The sequence below is a fragment of the Stenotrophomonas sp. MH181796 genome, assembly GCF_009659995.1.
Lineage (GTDB): Bacteria > Pseudomonadota > Gammaproteobacteria > Xanthomonadales > Xanthomonadaceae > Stenotrophomonas > Stenotrophomonas riyadhensis.
Genome location: NZ_RAHU01000008.1, coordinates 303,636 through 320,350 on the forward strand (window position 1 = coordinate 303,636; position 16,715 = coordinate 320,350).

A 16,715-nucleotide genomic window follows, 5' to 3' on the forward strand; every position below is an offset into this window, starting at 1 on the left:
GTGTGCGGGCGTCACCGGCCGGAAGTCACCCGTCCACCGGATTCCCACCGACTGCCCACCACCTATCCACAGGGTTGTCCCTAGCCAGCTTCATCACTGTCATGTGAAGCTGTCATTGTTCCGTTTCCGCGCGGCGTTGTACCACCGCGATGACGCCTTTCGGGCTTGACTGCGCAGCCCGTTCCGGCAGGTCTGAAGCGTCTGATCCGGGCGCCGATGGCACGATCCTTGCGGCGCAAGGGATTGCCGAATTTCACTACATTTGGCGTTGACGGACCCAATTACCCCCACTATCTTGTGGCCGTCGGTCGCAGCAACCCCAATTCCAGGGGGTGCCCGGGGTACCCATCCGCGATCGTCAACGGCAGTGGCAGGCGCAGGGTCTCATCCCCTGCGACGCCGTCCTGCCATCCTGGGCTGTCATGTCCCGGGCTGCGTCACCCGATGCATCGAGCACCCCCAATCACGCCAAGAGGACACACGCCGTGAGCACCGAATCCAGCGCCACCATCGAGAAGGAAAGCGAATTCCTGTTGACGTCGCCGCCGACGGCCAACGCGATGAGTGTGACCAAGCGCAATGGGACCACCGAACTGGTGGACCTGAACAAGATCGTGCGCGCGGTGCAGCGTTCCTCCGAAGGCCTGCACGCCGTCGATCCGATGCGCGTGGCCACCCGTACCATTTCCGGCCTGTACAACGGTGCCACCACCCGCGAGCTGGACGAACTGTCCATCCGCACCGCCGCCCTGCTGATCGGTGAAGAGCCCGAGTACGGCCGCCTGGCTGCGCGCCTGCTGGCCAACTACATCGCCAAGGAAGTCTCGGGCCAGGAAATCTACGCCTTCTCGCAGTCGGTCAGCCGTGGCCATGAAGTCGGCCTGATCAACGACCGCCTGCTGAACTTCGTGCAGACCAATGCGCGCAAGCTCAACGACGCCATCGACGGCGCGCTGGACCTGAACTTCGATTACTTCGGCCTGCGTACGCTGTATGACCGTTACCTGCTGCGCCACCCGCACACCCGCAAGGTGATCGAGACCCCGCAGCAGTTCTTCCTGCGCATTGCCAGCGCACTGAGCGAGGACGTGTCCGAGACCCTGGCGCTGTACAAGCGCATGGGCAACCTGGACTACCTGCCGTCCAGCCCAACCCTGTTCAATTCCGGCACCACCCACGAGCAGCTGTCCTCGTGCTTCCTGCTGGACTCGCCGCAGGACTCGCTGGAGTCGATCTATTCCAAGTACGGCGACATCGCCCAGCTGTCGAAGTTCTCCGGCGGCATCGGCGTCAGCTACACCCGCGTGCGTTCGCGTGGTTCGCTGATCAAGTCGACCAACGGCCACTCCAACGGCATCGTGCCGTGGCTGAAGACCATGGATTCGTCGGTGGCCGCGGTGAACCAGGGCGGCAAGCGCAAGGGCGCGGCCTGCGTGTACCTGGAAACCTGGCACGCCGACATCGAGGACTTCCTCGAGCTGCGTGACAACACCGGTGACGAAGCCCGCCGTGCGCACAACCTGAACCTGGCCAACTGGGTGCCGGACCTGTTCATGAAGCGCGTCGAGGCCGACCAGGAATGGTCGCTGTTCGATCCGCGCGTCGTGCCGGAGTTCACCGACCTGTTCGGCGAAGCCTTCGAACAGGCCTACCTGCAGGCCGAAGCCCAGGGCAAGGCCAACCGCACCATCTCCGCGCGCAAGCTGTATGCCCGCATGATGCGTACGCTGGCCGAGACCGGCAACGGCTGGATGACCTTCAAGGACAAGTGCAACCGCGCCAGCAACCAGACCCTGCGCGCCGGCAACGTGATCCACCTGTCGAACCTGTGCACCGAGATCCTGGAAGTCACCTCCAACGATGAAACCGCGGTGTGCAACCTGGGTTCGATCAACCTGGGTAACCACTTCGACGAGCACAACGAGTTCGACTTCGAGAAGCTGGCCGAGACCGTGCGCCTGGCCGTGCGCCAGCTCGACCGCGTCATCGACCTGAACTTCTACCCGATCGAAACCGCCCGCCGCGCCAACCTGCGCTGGCGTCCGGTCGGCCTGGGCTGCATGGGCCTGCAGGACGTGTTCTTCCGCAAGCGCCTGCCGTTCGACAGCGCCGAAGCCCGTGCCCTGTCGAAGAAGATCGCCGAAGCGATCTACTTCCACGCGCTGGAAACCTCCTGCGAGCTGGCACAGGAACGCGGCAAGCACCCGTCGTTCAACGACACCCGCGCCGCCGGTGGCGAACTGCAGTTCGACGCCTGGAACGTGGTGCCGGAAGACACCGCACGCTGGGATGCCCTGCGTGCCCGCATCAAGGAACACGGCCTGCGCAACTCGCTGATGATCGCGATCGCCCCGACCGCGACCATCGCCTCGATCGCCGGCTGCTACGAGTGCGTCGAGCCGCAGGTGTCCAACCTGTTCAAGCGCGAGACCCTGTCCGGTGACTTCCTGCAGGTCAACCGCTACCTGGTCAACGAGCTGAAGAAGCTGGGCCTGTGGACGCCGGAAATGCGCGATGCCATCAAGCTGGCCGAAGGCTCCATCGCGGGCGTGGCACAGATTCCGGAAACGCTGCGCGAGGTCTACCGCACTGCGTGGGAACTGCCGATGCGTTCGTTGATCGACATGGCCGCCGAGCGTGGTGCCTTCATCGACCAGTCGGCCTCGCTCAACCTGTTCATGGAAAGCCCGAACATCGGCGCGATGTCCTCCATGTACATGTACGCCTGGAAGCAGGGCATCAAGACCACCTACTACCTGCGTTCGCGCCCGGCCACCAAGATCGCCAAGACCACGGTCAGCGCTGCGGCCCCGGCCAAGGTGTTCAGCCCGGACGAAGCCATCGCCTGCTCGCTGGAAAACCCGGAAGCCTGCGAGGCTTGCCAGTAAGAGCGGCACCGCCGCGCGGTAGTGCCGGCCGCTGGCCGGCACACCCCTTTGTAGAGTCGAGCCATGCTCGACTGCAGAAAACACCAAGGTAGCGCCGGGCCATGCCCGGCGTTTTGACCCGAGAAGACAAGGAAACACCCATGGCCGACAAGCCCAAGCAGATGCTGCTCGATCCCGGTTTTGAACTGACCCTGCGCCCGATGCGCTACCCGCAGTTCTATGACATGTACCGGAATGCGATCAAGAACACCTGGACGGTGGAAGAGATCAACTTCCAGATCGACATCACCGACCTGCACAGCAAGATGTCGCCGGGTGAGCGCCACCTGATCCACCGCCTGGTCGCGTTCTTCGCCACCGGCGACTCGATCGTCTCCAACAACCTGGTGCTGAACCTGTACCAGCACTTGAACGCGCCGGAAGCGCGCATGTACCTGTCGCGCCAGCTGTACGAAGAAGCGCTGCACGTGCAGTTCTACCTGACCCTGCTCGACAACTACCTGCCGGATCCGGAAGAGCGCGTCAAAGCCTTCGCCGCGGTGGAGAACATCGACTCGATCAAGAAGAAGGCCGATTTCTGCTTCAAGTGGATCGACTCGATCCAGGACCTGAAGCGCATCGAGACCCGTGCCGAGCGTCGCCAGTTCCTGCTCAACCAGATCTGCTTCGCTGCGTGCATCGAAGGCCTGTTCTTCTTTGCTGCGTTCGCCTACGTGTACTACTTCCGTTCGCGCGGCCTGCTGCCGGGCTTGGCCTCGGGCACCAACTGGGTGTTCCGCGACGAAAGCGCGCACATGGAGTTCGCGTTCGAGTCGGTGCGCGTGGTACGTGAGGAAGAGCCGGACCTGTTCGACGACGAGATGAAGCAGCAGGTCTACGACATGCTGGCCGAAGCCATCGAATGCGAAGTGCAGTTCGCCGAGGACGTGCTGTCCGGTGGCGTGGCCGGCATCTCGACCCGTGACATGCGCCAGTACCTGCAGCACTGCGCCGACCAGCACTTCGCCAAGCTGGGCATGGAGAAGAAGTACAACGTGCGCAACCCGCTGCCGTTCATGGAGCTGCAGGACGTGCAGGAGCTGACCAACTTCTTCGAACGCCGCGTCTCGGCCTACCAGGTCGGCGTGCAGGGCGAAGTCGCCTTCGACATGAACTTCTGATCGAACCGGTCAGGCCTGTCGCAACGAGAAACCCCGGCCAGCGCCGGGGTTTTTTTGTGCTTGCTGCGCTCGCCGGGCATGGCCCGGCGCCACCGGCCGGCTTCGCGCGCGCCTGTGTAGAGTCGCGCCATGCTCGACTCACGCGTGTGGCGCGCAAGGGCATAATCTGCATTGATGGTCGATCATGGCCCAGTGTCGACTCTGGTGGAGTACAGGATGTTGATCGTCGAAAGCGAATTTTTGAATGGCCATCTTGCCGCGCTCAGGGAGGAGTTCCATTCATTCGCCGCGGCAATGGAATCGGCACTTTCGGCGTGCAGGGACAAGGTCGTCGATTGGAAGTACTCCGTGGGCGAGGCCTTGGAGCTTGTTCCCTATGAGCATCTTGTTCCCAGCGTTCTGGAGACGAAGGGGCGTGTGCTTCGCGAGCCGACGCGGAAGGAATTGAACTCCAAGCGCCTGGTGAAGCATGGGCTTGATGGAGGCGGGTTGCCGATCATCGAGATCCGCCGGCTGAATGCGGATGTTGAACGCTATGGGGAGCTGGTGAGATTCATCAGCGGTGACATGATCGTGAGCTGCCACCTTTTCGATAACGAGAAGCACCGCAACAGGTTGATGTCACTGACCAGAGTGATCAGGCAAAGCGATGCCGTACATTACGTATCTGCGAACCCGCCTCATCAATGGGCAGTGAGATCCGACCAGCTGCTTGGCAGCAGGATCTCCAGAAGTTCAATCATGGCGACAAGCTGGTACAAGCAGATGGACTATGACTTCGTGTACGGCACAACAGGACGGCTTGATGCAATCCTGATCGGTGACCATACGCATTGGTCGGCCGAGTAAGCCCGCAGCGATCAGGCAAGCGTCCCGTCCGCCGCTACCGCCGCCCTTCCACCGCCATGCGCACCGCCAGCCCGGCCAGCACCGTGCCCATCAGCCAGCGCTGCACCACCTGCCAGGTCGGGCGCGCGGCCAGGAAGCCGGCGATGCTGCCAGCGGTCAGCGCGATGATGCCGTTCACGGTCACACTCACCGCGATCTGGGTGGAACCCAGCACGATCGACTGCATCAGCACGCTGCCTTCGCCGTCCGGATGCAGGAACTGCGGCAGCAGTGACAGGTACATCACCGCCACTTTCGGGTTCAGCAGATTGGTCAGGAAGCCCATCGTGAACAGCTTGCGCGGGCTGTCCTGCGGCAGGTCGCGTACCGCAAATGGTGAACGGCCACCGGGCTTGAGCGCCTGCCAGGCCAGGTACAGCAGGTACAGCGCGCCACCGATGCGCAGCGCGTCGTAGGCGAACGGTACGGTCATCAGCAGGGCGGTGATGCCCAGCGCCGCGCACAGCATGTAGAACACGAAGCCCAGCGCGACGCCAGCCAGCGAGATCAGGCCAGCGGTCGGCCCCTGGCAGATCGAGCGCGAGATGACGTAGATCATGTTCGGCCCGGGCGTGAGCACCATCGCCAGCGAAACCAGCGCAAAGGCCAACAGGTCGGAGGTGGCGGGCATGGGCAATCCTGGCAGGGGGCGTGGCGCAGTGTAGCGCCGCCTGCACGGGGCCTGGCTTAAAATCGCCGTACCCCACACCGAAGCACCCCCATGACCCCGATCCCCGAGACCGTGCCGCCCACCGAAGTGCGCATGGCCGAAATCGTCTTCCCCAACCACACCAACCACCTCGGCACCCTGTTCGGTGGCCAGGCGCTGGCGTGGATGGACAAGGCCGCGTTCCTGGCTGCCGCCCGCTACTCGCGCCGCACCGTGGTGACCGCGCGCAGCGACCAGGTCGACTTCAAGCTGCCGATCCGCATCGGCCAGATGGTGGAAACCATTGGCCGCATCGTCGAAGTCGGCCGCAGCTCGATGAAGGTCGAGGTCGAACTGGTCGCTGAAGACCTGCACAGCGGCGAGCGCAAGCTGTGCACCCGCGGCCACTTCGTGATGATCGCGCTGGACGAGGAAGGCCACCCGATCGCGGTGCCGCCGCTGCCGGCGGCCTGAGCCCGCCGACTGAACCGGCGCTTGCGGGGGCGCTTGCGCGCCCCCATCTGGCAGCCATGACCCCACCGCTGACCGACTTCATCGACCGCGCCAAGCGCCTGTTCGTGCTGACCGGCGCCGGCTGCAGCACCGCCTCGGGCATTCCCGATTACCGCGATACCGACGGCCAGTGGAAACGCACGCCGCCGGTGACCTACCAGGCCTTCATGGGCGAGGCGGCCACCCGCCAGCGCTACTGGGCGCGCAGCCTGCTGGGTTGGCCACGCTTCGGCCTGGCCCGGCCCAACGGCACCCACCAGGCCCTGGCCGCGCTGGAAAGCCGGGGCAAGCTGCAGCTGCTGCTGACCCAGAATGTGGACGGCCTGCACCAGCGCGCCGGCAGTCACAACGTGATCGACCTGCATGGCCGCCTGGATCTGGTGCGCTGCATGGGCTGCGAGCGTCGCAGTGGCCGCGAGGACTTCCAGCAGCGCCTGCTGGACGCCAATCCCGGCTGGGACGCGCTGGAGGCAGGCATCGCGCCCGATGGTGATGCCGATCTGGAGACCGATTTTTCCACGTTCGTGGTGCCCGACTGTCCGCACTGCGGCGGCCTGCTGAAGCCCGACGTGGTGTTCTTCGGCGAAAACGTGCCGCGCGAGCGGGTGGCGGCGGTGCACGATCATCTGCAGCAGGCTGATGCGGTGCTGGTGGTGGGGTCGTCGCTGATGGTCTATTCCGGCTTCCGCTTCGTGCAGGCGGCGGCCAGGGCAGGGCTGCCGGTGGCGGCGCTGAACCGTGGCCGTACCCGTGCCGACGACCTGCTGTTGTTCAAGGATGAGCGGGACTGCGCTGAAGCGCTGGCGTCGGTTATCGCTGGATAGAGTCTGCTATCGCGTGCAGCGCGGGCTTTTCGCCGCCGTTGGAAAAGCAGTCGACTGGCAGTCGACTCTACCGAGAACCCGCCCCCGCGAAACAGCGATCCATCCAGACGGTTGATTCGCAGGCCGTGCGGCGGTGCAATACGCCCCCTCCATCCGCCTGACCCCCGCATCGCCGTGACCCAGCTGTTTTCGCCGATCTCGTTCGGCCCCCTGACCCTGTCCAACCGCATCGTCATCGCGCCGATGTGCCAGTACTCCGCCGAAGATGGCCGCGCCAGCGACTGGCACGCCATGCACCTGGGCAACCTGGCGCAGTCCGGCGCCGGCCTGCTGATCCTGGAAGCCACCGCGGTCGAACCGCGCGGCCGCATCAGCTGGGCCGACCTGGGCCTGTGGGACGACGGCACCGAGGCCGCGCTGGCACAGGTGCTGACCAGCGTGCGCCGCTGGTCGCCGATGCCGCTGGGCATCCAGCTGGGCCATGCCGGCCGCAAGGCCTCGGTGAGGCGTCCTTGGGACGGTGGTGGCCAGTTGCCGGCCGACGATGCGCGTGGCTGGGCCACCGTGGCGCCGTCGCCGCTGCCGTTCCATGCCGCCGATCCGGCACCGCAGGAACTGGACGAAGCCGGCATCGCCGAGGTCATCGCCGCCTTCGCCGCCAGTGCGGTGCGCGCCGAGCGCCTGGGCTTCGAGTTGATCGAGCTGCATGGTGCGCACGGTTACCTGCTGCACCAGTTCCTGTCGCCGCTGAGCAACCGCCGCACCGATGGCTACGGTGGCTCGCTGCCGAACCGCCTGCGCCTGCTGGTGGAGGTGTTTGATGCGGTGCGTGCGGCGGTGTCCGACAAGGTCGCCGTGGGCGTGCGCATTTCCGCCAGCGACTGGGTCGATGGCGGCTGGGACCTGGTGCAGAGCGAGGCCCTGGCCCAGGTGCTGGACGCGCGTGGCTGCAACTTCCTGCATGTCTCCAGCGGCGGCCTCGACGAGCGCCAGAAGATCACCGTCGGCCCGGGCTATCAGGTGCCGTTCGCAGCGGCGATCAAGGCCAAGGTGCGCATGCCGGTCATCGCCGTGGGCATGATCACCGAACCGGAGCAGGCCGAATCGATCCTGCGCCATCGCCACGCCGATGCCGTGGCCCTGGCGCGCGGCATCCTCTACGACCCGCGTTGGCCGTGGCATGCCGCCGCCGCATTGCGCGACAGCGTGGAACCGGCGCCGCAGTACCTGCGTTGCGAGCCGCGCGATGCGCGCGGCGTGTTCAAGGCGCGCTGAGGCTCACACCCGCCAGGCCGGCGCCATGCCGGCCTGCAGGTGCTCGAACAGCGCGCGGATCTTGGCAGTGAAATCGCGGCGGTCGCTGACGCAGAAATAGACTTCCATCGGCTCCGGGCGCCACGTCGTGTCGGCGCCGAACACCGCCTGCAGGCGGCCATCGCGCAGGTACGGCTCGGCCACGAATGCAGCCAGCCGGGTGATGCCGGCACCGGCCGCCGCCAGCGTCGCCAGCGCGTCGATGTCATCGCAGACCATGCTCGGCGGCAGCGCGGCGTCCACGCGCTGACCGTCCTTCAGCAGGCCCCAGCGCAGCGGCCGGCCATCGGTGGGGAAGCGATGCAGCAGCCCGCGATGGCCGCCCAGGTCGGATGGCTGCTGCGGGGTGCCGTGTGCCTTCAGATAGGCCGGCGAGGCGCAGAACACGAACGGCACGCGCGCCAGCTGCCGCGCGACCACACCGTCTTCCAGCTGCGCGCCGATGCGGATGCTGGCATCCACCGCCTCTGGACCATGCTGCACGGCGCGGTCGGTCAGCCGCAGTTCCAGCTGCAGCTGCGGGTAGCGTTGCTGCAGTGACGGCAGCAACGGTGCCAGCACGTGGCGGCCGAACGCGCTGCTGCTGGCGATGCGCAGCGGCCCGGCCGGTTCGATGTCACCGGAGGTGACCATCGCCTGTGCACGCGCCAGGTCGGCTTCGATGTGGCGCACCTGCGCCAGGTACAGCGCGCCGGCCTCGCTGAGCGCCAGCTGCCGCGTACTTCGGTTCAGCAACCGTACGCCCAGATGCGCCTCCAGCCGGTTGATGTTCTGGCCGACTGCGGTGGCGCTGATGCCAAGGATGCGGGCCGCGGCGGCAATGCTGCCGGTCTCTGCGGTGCGGGTGAAGCTGCGGATCAGTTGCAACAGGTTCATGACCGACCAGCTTGCCATGGAGAAACCAAAGTATCGCTTGGGACTGAACCAAGCAGGTCGGTTGCATCGGTGACCATCGATCCCGAGGACAGGCTGCTGCCCTACACTCGGGCGATGCGCCCCGATTCCATCCTCACCCTGTCCTGCCCCGACCGTACCGGCATCGTCTACCGCGTATCCGGCCTGCTGTTCGACCACGGCTGCAACATTCTCGACGCCCAGCAGTTCGGCGACGAGGAGAGCGGCCGCTTCTTCCTGCGCGTGCATTTCGATCGCGATGCTGGCCTGCCGCTGGAGACCGTGCACGCCGCCATGGCGACGCTCGCCGCCGGCTTCGGCATGGACTGGCAGCTGCATGATGGCCGCCGCCGCGCACGCCTGCTGGTGCTGGTCAGCAAGCAAGGGCACTGCCTCAACGACCTGCTGTTCCGTGCCCACAGCGGCCAGCTGAAGGTGGACATTGCCGCAGTAGCGTCCAACCACGCCGACTTCGCGCCATTGGCCGCGTCCTACCAGGTTCCGTTCCACCACCTGCCGGTGACCGCCGATACGCGTGCGGTGCAGGAGCAGCAGATCATCGACCTGGTCGAGCGCGAGCGCATCGACCTGGTGGTGCTGGCGCGCTACATGCAGATCCTGTCACCCACGCTGTGCCGCGCGCTGGCCGGACGAGCGATCAACATCCACCACAGCTTCCTGCCCAGCTTCAAGGGCGCGCAGCCGTACCACCAGGCGCACGCGCGCGGGGTCAAGATCATCGGCGCCACCGCGCACTACGTCACCGAGGATCTGGACGAAGGACCGATCATCGAACAGGACGTGGCCCGCGTGGACCACGCCATGGCGCCGCGCGAGCTGGTGCGGCTGGGCAGCGATACCGAATCGCTGGTGCTGGCCCGCGCCGTGCGCCGCCATGTGGAGCACCGCATCCTGCTCAATGGGCACCGTACAGTCGTGTTCCGGTAGTGCCGGCCGCTGGCCGGCACCGCAGAGATCCCGAGGCTGCCGGCCAGCGGCCGGCACTACCGTTTCGGGTCGGATTACCGGTAGCGCCGGGCCGTGCCCGGCGTTGGTGGCTCAGATGATCGCGATCCCCGCCTTGCCCAGCGCCTCGCGCACCATCGCGTCGTTGGCGTCGGTTACCGGCTTGGTCAGCTCCCACAGGAACTTCACCCGGAAGCCGGACTTCACCGCGTCCTGTGCGCTCCACAGCACGCAGTAGTCGCGGGCCAGGCCGCACACATGCACTTCGCGGATGCGGCGTTCGTGCAGCCAGCCGGCCAGGCCAGTGGCCGGGCGCTCGCCATCGGGGCCATGGTTCTCGCGGAAGGCGCTGTACGAATCCACCTGTTGGCGCGTGCCCTTGCGCAGGATCAGGTCGGCCACCGTCCAGTCCACGCCCGGGTGCAGCGCGGCACCGGCGCTGCCCTGCACGCAATGGTCCGGCCACAGGGTCTGCGGCTGCGCGTGCAGCAGGATGGTCTCGAACGGGCGCTGGCCGGCGTGCTGGCTGGCAAACGAGGCATGGTCGGCGGGGTGCCAGTCCTGGGTCGCCACCACGGTGCGGTAGCGGCGCTGTGCCAGCAGATCGGCAATCGGTGCCACCAGCGCATCGCCCTGGTCGCAGGCCAGCGCGCCACCAGGCATGAAGTCCGGCTGCAGGTCGATCACCAGCAGGGCGACATCGGCGGGCAGGGCAGTCATGGTGGGTCCAGCGCGAACTCAAGGGGCGACCAGCGTGGCCGCCCCATGCCTGCACGTCAATCGCCCTGCGGCGTCTCAGCGTCCTGCCCGTAGTACAGCAGGCCGATCTTGATCCGCTCGCGGCCATTCTCGCGGCGGTGGCGGTTGGCATCGCGCAGCGAGTACACGCAGCCGCAGTATTCCTGCTGGTAGAACTGCTCGCGCTTGCTGATCTCGATCATGCGGCTGGCACCGCCGCCCTTGCGCCAGTTGTAGTCCCAGTACTGCAGGCCTTCATAGCGCGAGGCGGCGCGGATGCCGCAGTCGTTGATCTGCGCCATGTTCTTCCAGCGCGAGATGCCCAGCGACGAACTGATGGTGTCGTAGCCGTGCTCGTGCGCATACAGCGCGGTGCGCTCGAAGCGCATGTCGAAGCACATCGTGCAGCGGATGCCGCGCTCGGGCTCGTTTTCCATGCCGCGTGCACGGCTGAACCAGTTGTCGGTGTCGTAGTCGCAGTCGATGAACGGGATGTCGTGCTGCTCGGCGAAGCGGATGTTCTCCTGCTTGCGCAGCTCGTATTCCTTCACCGGATGGATGTTGGGGTTGTAGAAGAAGATCGCGTAGTCGATCCCGGAGGCGGTGATCGCCTCCATCACTTCGCCGGAACAGGGCGCGCAGCATGAATGCAGCAGCAGGCGCGTGCCGTCGGCGGGCAGGGTCAGGGTAGGGCGTTGGAGCTCGGTCATCGTCAGGTACCGCATGGACCGCCGGCAACGGCGGTGGCCCATGCATCAGCGCGTGGGTGAACAGGTCTGGCCGGATACCGTGAACAGGACGCGCGCGGCCGCGCGGCCCGCATGCGCAGGACGACGACGGCCCCGGCAACCTCCCCGCGGAGATTCCAGGTCGAGTCAGGGGACGGTCGTGTCCCCCGGCCGGGGCCGGTATTCGGGCTGATGGACACGGGCCGCAGCCCACCTACTACCTGCCGCTTCCCAGGCGTGAGCCCAGTGCTGTTGGCAGGATTCGTTTCCATTCACCGCTGCGGGGCAGCTCCGGAATGGGCGCGCGAGGCGCCTTCACCGGATTCCCGTTTAAATCCCTCCCCGCGCCGGAGCGATGGGAGGGATACCTTCGGCGTGTGCAAAGTGGACCTATTGGTGGCGCGGGTCAAGAGCGCAGGGGTCAGAGCCCGTTGCGCTGCAACGGGATCCGACCCCAGCGGAAGGAAGGGGTCGGATCCCGCTGCCACGCAGCGGGCTCTGACCCCGGTCGGAATGCACCTTCAATGCCCCGCAGCGGCCCGCGTGCGGATGTCGTCCAGGCGCTGGTCGTGCAGCAGACGGCCGTTCTCCCACACGGTCACCATCGCATCCTCGAAGCCGTCCGGCAGGGTGTCGTCGCCGTTGGCCGGCAGCGGCACCGTGTGCAGGCTGCCGTCATCCAGACGCCGCAGCAGGCGCATGCGGCCGCGCTTGCTGGTCTTGCCGGCGTCGGTGATCGGGTCCTTGTAGACATCAATCCACTCACCGTCCACCCGTGCGGCCGAGCACTTCAGCGCGAACTTCTGCGTATCGCGGTCCAGCCGCTGCAGCAGTGCACCGCCCATGCCGAAGGCCACGTTGTCGGCGGCGTAGCCGTCGTCGGTGATGCGCTGCAGGATCGCCCGGATCGTGTCCGGATTGATGCCATCGCCCTGGATCACCCGCACGTGGTTGAGCACGCGGTAGCCCTTGCCGTTGAAGGTGTGGCCGAAGGCTTCGTCCAGCCGGCGCAGGCTTTCGGCCACCACCTCCACCGGGTCGCCCGAGTCGGGGCGGATGACCAGGGTGGCGCCCGAGGCGATCACTTCATCGCGCAGCGTCGTGCCCCAGTGCTCGCTGATCGCGTGGTAGATGTCGTAGCTGTCCGATACCACCGCCATGATCGCGCCGGGCTTGCCGAACCGGCGCAGCATGTTGCGGTAGGCGTCCACCTCGCGCTCGCGGCCCCAGCTGGTGATGGTGCTGTGCTCGGCGGCGGGAATCGAATAGCCGGCCATCGGCGCGTGATAGTGCGCACGGGCCAGGCACAGGGCCGAGACGGTATCGGTGCCGAGGAAGTTGACCAGATGCGCGGCACCGCCCAGCGCGGCCGACTCCAGGCTCGAGACACCGCGCGCGCCGAAGTCGTGCAGCTTGAACGGCAGCTGCCCCTGCGGGTCGTCGCTGGTCTGCTGCAGGAACGCGGCAATGGTCTGCCGTGCATGCCAGCTGATGGTGGCCACGGTGACCGGGTACCACACGCGCAGCAACAGCGTTTCCAGGTACGACGGTACCCAGAACGCGGCTGGATCGGTCGATTCGATGGTCATCAGGGCCTGGTGGGTGGGCACCACGCTGCCCTCGGGCACGGCGCGGATGCGCACCGGCAGGTGGCCGCCAAGCCGGTCGACGATATCGCGCCAGCCGGCTTCGTTGAACGGTTCGCCATGCGCGGCGAACACCGCAGCGGCGTCGTCGATGTCGGCGTGGGTGACCGGCCGCGCCAGCGCGTCCTTGAGGATCGCCTGCAGGCCGAAGAACACCGTGCGATCGTGCAGGCCGCCGCGCGATTCCACGTAGAAGAAGGTGGCATCGGTACCCGGCGGGTACTGCAGCCAGTGGCTGGCCTTGTAGCTGTCGGTGTTGAGGAGAAGATTATCGAGGTAATGCATGACGGAAGCTCCTTCGCGTCGGGTGGCACCGGCGGTCTATCCGCCAGTGGGAAAGCCGGGCCTGTCAGCCGCGGCCGAGGAAATACTCCAGGATGTGCAGGTGGTCTTCGTACAGCTGCGGGCCCATCTCCAGTGCTTCGCTCACCGGGATCCAGCGTGCCTTGTCAGCGTCGTCGCCGCCGCGCACCGGCGGCAGGTCACCGGCCGGAAACTCGAAGTGGAAGCCGTGGGTAATAGTGCGGCCGCGCTGGCTGCGGTCGGGGTGGTCGAATACCCGCTGGCCCTTCAGCGATCCCTTGAGCACCGGCAGCGGAATCTTCAGCCGGGTTTCCTCGCGCAGTTCGCGCAGGCAGCTGTCGAGCAGGCTCTGTTCCTGGCCGACGAAGCCGCCGGGCAGCGCCCACAGGCCCTTGCCGGGTTCCGAACGGCGACGCACCAGCAGCACGTGGCCCGAATGCACCACCACCGCATCGGTGGTGACGAAGGTGGGCGCGTAGGGCGCATCCTTCCAGGCGGCCTTGTACTGTTCGATGAAGCGGTACTCGGCCACCAGCTGGCCATACGCAGGCGCGCTCCTGCGGAACGCTTCGAGCATGTCGTACACCGGCGCCGGCACATTGCCACGCAGCATCAGCAGCGCGCCGTGGAAGTCGACGTCGCCGGCTTCGAACAGGTAGCGCCGCAGCTCGGTGGCCGACAGGGTGGCGGTGTGCTGCACGTCCACCAGCGGCCACTGCGGGAATTCGCGCAGGTAGTAGCTGGAGGCGTCCTTGTCCATGCCGATCAGGCCCACCTTTGCATCGGCGGCGGCACCGTCGTTGCGCAGGGCTTCGGCCACCTGGCGCTGCACATTGGCGATCCACTGCGCTTCGTTGTACAGGTGGTCGCGCAGCGGGCGGATCAGCAGGCGGTCGGTGTGGCCATCGAGGGCGGCCTGGATCATCACGGCGCGTTCGGCCACGGTCCAGGGATTGCGCAGGCTGCGGGGGGTATCGGCAGAGCCGACCAGGAAGATCAGCTTGCGGGCCCGGCTCAGGGCCAGGCGGGCAACGGCGGCATGGCCGTTGTGGAAGGGCTCGAATCGCCCGATGAAGACGAGATAGTCGAATTCCATGAGAATCCCTCATGTCGTTGTGGCAGCCGCGGGTCTGTCCCTTGGCTTGCTGCAGATGCTACGCCGATGGCGGGGCGGGTCAAGCCTGCAGGCATGCCTTCCGCTGAACGCCGAAGATTCCTGCCGGGACTGCGCTGCTGTTCTCAGGCCCTGAGAAGCCTCTGCGCCATACTGGCACCCACGCGGCGGACGGCATGCTCGGGGGCAAGACAGTGGCGGACAAGTACTGCGATCTGGTCATGAAAGGCGGCATCACCAGCGGCATCGTGTACCCCAATGCGGTATTGGCGCTGGCGCGCGAGTACCGCTTCAAGAGCATCGGCGGCACTTCGGCCGGTGCCATCGCTGCGGCGGTGGCGGCTGCGGCGGCATGCGGTGATCGCCGCCAGCAGGCCGGCGAGCACCTGCCCGGCGATGCCGGCTATGGCGGGTTGTCGGCGGTATCGGCGCAGCTGTCGCGGCGCGGCTTCATCTACAGCCTGTTCCAGCCGGCACGGGGTGCACGCGCCGCCTACCGGCTGCTGGTGGTGCTGACCGGCAATGCCAGCCTGCCGCACAAGCTGCTGTGCCTGGCCGTTGCGGTATTCGAGATCGCGCCGCTGGAAGTGTTGGTATCGCTGGCGTTGCTGCTGGGCCTGGGCTGGTGGGGCGGCGGCTGGAGTGGCGTGGCCGCCACGTTGTTGCCGTCGCTGCTGTGCGCGTACGGTGCGGGCGTGGCCGGTGCCGCGCTGCGGGTCGCGCGGGTGGCGCGGCGCAATCTGCTGGGCCTGTGCAGCGGTCTCGGCCGCGATGCACGCACGCCGGCGTTGACCGAGTGGCTGCACGCGTGCCTGCAGCAGTTGTCCGGCAAGCCGCTGGATGCACCGCTCACGTTCGCCGACCTGCACGATGCGCCACGCTATGCCGGCGAGCCGGACAGCCCGCATGCGATCAGCCTGCAGATGATCACCACCTGCGTGTCGCACAACGAGCCGCGTACGTTGCCGCTGGGCGGTGCGCAGTTCTGGTTCCTGCGCGAGGAGTTCGAGCAGCTGTTCCCGGCCAGCGTGGTGCAGTGGCTGGTGACGCAGGCCGGCCCGCCGCTGGAGGTGGAAGGGCGCCGGTACTACCACCTGCCGCAGGGCCCGAAGCTGCCGGTGCTGGTGGCCACGCGCATGAGCCTGAGCTTCCCGCTGCTGATCAGCGCGGTGCCGTTGCATGAGCCCTCGCGCCGCGAGCGTCGCTGCGAACCGACCGCACCTGCTGCCGACCAGGAGCACAACGTGGCCGACAGCATGGAAGGGCTGACCAGTGCCGGGCAGACCTGCGGCCCGGTGATCACCGCGTTCCGCATCTGCTGGTTCTCCGATGGTGGCATCAGCAGCAACTTCCCGATTCATCTGTTCGATGCCGCCCTGCCGCGTTGGCCAACCTTCGCCATCAATCTGGTTTACCCGCAGCATGCCGAAGACGTGAGCCACGGCAGCAGTGGCCGCCAGGCGCTGGAACATGCCGTGTTCCTGCCCACCGAGAACCGCCACGGCTGGCAGCGCACCTATCAGTCGATCGCCACGCCGTTGGCGGCCGCCGAGCTGGGCCGCTTCCTGTTCGCGGTGGTGGCGACCATGCAGAACTGGCGCGATCTGCTGCAGGCGCGCGCGCCGGGCTACCGCGACCGCATCGTGCACGTCAGCCTGCAGGGCGACGAAGGCGGCATGAACCTGGACATGCCGCAGGAGGTGCTGACCCGCATCGCCGACAAGGGCAGCCTGGCCGGTGCGCGCTTCTGTTCGTTCTCGTTCGAGAACCACTACTGGATCCGCTGGCGCAACCTGGCTTCGGCCTACCAGCGTTACACGCTGGAAGTGGCGCGCACCGATGACCCGGCACAGCAGGTGCTGGCGTATCGCGCGGCATACGCGATGGTTGCCCGCGGTGAACCGACGCCACCGTCGTACAAGCTGGGCTCGGAAGACAAGCGGCTGGCCTCGCAGCAGCTGTGGGGCTTGATGGTCGAGCAGGGACGTACCTGGGAAGACCTCGGCCCGGACCTTACTGACGGCGCACCGCGTCCGCTGCCGCAGATGAAGGTCACGCCGATCTACTGATCTCCGCCGCAGCCGATTGAA

At 66.6% G+C, this 16,715-nt stretch carries 14 protein-coding genes and 1 riboswitch; of the genes, 8 read left to right on the forward strand and 6 right to left on the reverse strand.

From position 1 onward, the window contains the following. Positions 1 to 485: 485 nt before the first annotated feature. The 3 genes from D5301_RS20680 (at position 486) to D5301_RS20690 (ending at position 4,897) form a co-directional block, all read left to right on the forward strand. Entirely contained in the window at positions 486 to 2,888 is a 2,403-nt protein-coding gene (locus D5301_RS20680) for a ribonucleoside-diphosphate reductase subunit alpha (RefSeq protein WP_014035599.1), read from the forward strand. 140 nt (positions 2,889 to 3,028) lie between these two features. Continuing rightward, the gene (locus tag D5301_RS20685) at positions 3,029 to 4,048 is read left to right on the forward strand and encodes a ribonucleotide-diphosphate reductase subunit beta (RefSeq protein WP_008264781.1); all 1,020 of its coding nucleotides are present in this window, start codon (positions 3,029 to 3,031) and stop codon (positions 4,046 to 4,048) included. A 216-nt stretch (positions 4,049 to 4,264) separates the two neighbouring features. Then, complete coding sequence (locus tag D5301_RS20690; protein ID WP_153856738.1) at positions 4,265 to 4,897, forward strand: hypothetical protein; 633 nt, start codon at positions 4,265 to 4,267, stop codon at positions 4,895 to 4,897. Between the two features lie 34 nt (positions 4,898 to 4,931). On the opposite strand, the gene D5301_RS20695 is transcribed toward D5301_RS20690, so the two are convergent. Next, positions 4,932 to 5,567 carry a LysE family translocator gene (locus D5301_RS20695; protein WP_110710749.1) on the reverse strand — a complete coding sequence of 212 codons (636 nt, stop codon included), beginning with the start codon at positions 5,565 to 5,567 and terminating at the stop codon, positions 4,932 to 4,934. Positions 5,568 to 5,657: 90 nt separating this feature from the next. Between D5301_RS20695 and D5301_RS20700 the strand changes: the two genes are divergently transcribed. The 3 genes from D5301_RS20700 to D5301_RS20710 all read left to right on the forward strand — a co-directional run bounded on the left by D5301_RS20700 (position 5,658) and on the right by D5301_RS20710 (position 8,197). Continuing rightward, entirely contained in the window at positions 5,658 to 6,059 is a 402-nt protein-coding gene (locus D5301_RS20700; RefSeq protein ID WP_004153688.1) for an acyl-CoA thioesterase, read from the forward strand. 56 nt (positions 6,060 to 6,115) lie between these two features. Further along, positions 6,116 to 6,922 (forward strand): NAD-dependent protein deacetylase, encoded by an 807-nt coding sequence (locus D5301_RS20705; RefSeq protein ID WP_110710750.1) that lies wholly within the window; start codon positions 6,116 to 6,118, stop codon positions 6,920 to 6,922. A gap of 174 nt (positions 6,923 to 7,096) precedes the next feature. Continuing rightward, positions 7,097 to 8,197, forward strand: a complete 1,101-nt coding sequence (locus tag D5301_RS20710; protein ID WP_110710751.1) for an NADH:flavin oxidoreductase/NADH oxidase — start codon at positions 7,097 to 7,099, stop codon at positions 8,195 to 8,197. Between the two features lie 3 nt (positions 8,198 to 8,200). Here the strand turns inward: D5301_RS20710 and D5301_RS20715 are convergent, their stop codons facing one another. Then, positions 8,201 to 9,112, reverse strand: coding sequence for a LysR family transcriptional regulator (locus tag D5301_RS20715; protein ID WP_110710752.1), 912 nt, complete (start codon positions 9,110 to 9,112; stop codon positions 8,201 to 8,203). A 114-nt stretch (positions 9,113 to 9,226) separates the two neighbouring features. Between D5301_RS20715 and purU the strand changes: the two genes are divergently transcribed. Then, positions 9,227 to 10,078: a formyltetrahydrofolate deformylase gene (gene purU / locus D5301_RS20720; protein ID WP_032128205.1), complete on the forward strand. Its 852-nt coding sequence runs from the start codon at positions 9,227 to 9,229 to the stop codon at positions 10,076 to 10,078. Between the two features lie 111 nt (positions 10,079 to 10,189). Here the strand turns inward: purU and pncA are convergent, their stop codons facing one another. The 4 genes from pncA to D5301_RS20740 form a co-directional block, all read right to left on the reverse strand. Continuing rightward, positions 10,190 to 10,816: a bifunctional nicotinamidase/pyrazinamidase gene (gene pncA / locus D5301_RS20725; RefSeq protein ID WP_153856739.1), complete on the reverse strand. Its 627-nt coding sequence runs from the start codon at positions 10,814 to 10,816 to the stop codon at positions 10,190 to 10,192. Between the two features lie 56 nt (positions 10,817 to 10,872). After that, the gene (locus D5301_RS20730) at positions 10,873 to 11,559 is read right to left on the reverse strand and encodes an epoxyqueuosine reductase QueH (protein WP_162621986.1); all 687 of its coding nucleotides are present in this window, start codon (positions 11,557 to 11,559) and stop codon (positions 10,873 to 10,875) included. Between the two features lie 160 nt (positions 11,560 to 11,719). After that, positions 11,720 to 11,949: riboswitch (cobalamin riboswitch) on the reverse strand. A gap of 134 nt (positions 11,950 to 12,083) precedes the next feature. Further along, on the reverse strand, positions 12,084 to 13,493 hold the full coding sequence (locus D5301_RS20735) for a nicotinate phosphoribosyltransferase (RefSeq protein WP_153856740.1): 1,410 nt from the start codon (positions 13,491 to 13,493) through the stop codon (positions 12,084 to 12,086). Positions 13,494 to 13,557: 64 nt separating this feature from the next. Then, the gene (locus D5301_RS20740) at positions 13,558 to 14,613 is read right to left on the reverse strand and encodes a bifunctional nicotinamide-nucleotide adenylyltransferase/Nudix hydroxylase (RefSeq protein WP_324187366.1); all 1,056 of its coding nucleotides are present in this window, start codon (positions 14,611 to 14,613) and stop codon (positions 13,558 to 13,560) included. A gap of 188 nt (positions 14,614 to 14,801) precedes the next feature. Here D5301_RS20740 and D5301_RS20745 point away from each other — a divergent pair, with 188 nt between their 5' ends. Continuing rightward, on the forward strand, positions 14,802 to 16,694 hold the full coding sequence (locus tag D5301_RS20745; protein ID WP_153856742.1) for a patatin-like phospholipase family protein: 1,893 nt from the start codon (positions 14,802 to 14,804) through the stop codon (positions 16,692 to 16,694). Positions 16,695 to 16,715: the final 21 nt, after the last annotated feature.

Coding starts and splice junctions, on each gene's coding strand:
- D5301_RS20715 (WP_110710752.1), bottom strand. CDS start 9,112: ATGAACCTGTTGCAACTGATCCGCAGCTTCACCCGCACCGCAGAGACC.
- D5301_RS20705 (WP_110710750.1), top strand. CDS start 6,116: ATGACCCCACCGCTGACCGACTTCATCGACCGCGCCAAGCGCCTGTTC.
- D5301_RS20730 (WP_162621986.1), bottom strand. CDS start 11,559: ATGCGGTACCTGACGATGACCGAGCTCCAACGCCCTACCCTGACCCTG.
- D5301_RS20685 (WP_008264781.1), top strand. CDS start 3,029: ATGGCCGACAAGCCCAAGCAGATGCTGCTCGATCCCGGTTTTGAACTG.
- D5301_RS20735 (WP_153856740.1), bottom strand. CDS start 13,493: ATGCATTACCTCGATAATCTTCTCCTCAACACCGACAGCTACAAGGCC.
- D5301_RS20745 (WP_153856742.1), top strand. CDS start 14,802: ATGCTCGGGGGCAAGACAGTGGCGGACAAGTACTGCGATCTGGTCATG.
- purU (WP_032128205.1), top strand. CDS start 9,227: ATGCGCCCCGATTCCATCCTCACCCTGTCCTGCCCCGACCGTACCGGC.
- D5301_RS20695 (WP_110710749.1), bottom strand. CDS start 5,567: ATGCCCGCCACCTCCGACCTGTTGGCCTTTGCGCTGGTTTCGCTGGCG.
- D5301_RS20690 (WP_153856738.1), top strand. CDS start 4,265: ATGTTGATCGTCGAAAGCGAATTTTTGAATGGCCATCTTGCCGCGCTC.
- D5301_RS20700 (WP_004153688.1), top strand. CDS start 5,658: ATGACCCCGATCCCCGAGACCGTGCCGCCCACCGAAGTGCGCATGGCC.
- pncA (WP_153856739.1), bottom strand. CDS start 10,816: ATGACTGCCCTGCCCGCCGATGTCGCCCTGCTGGTGATCGACCTGCAG.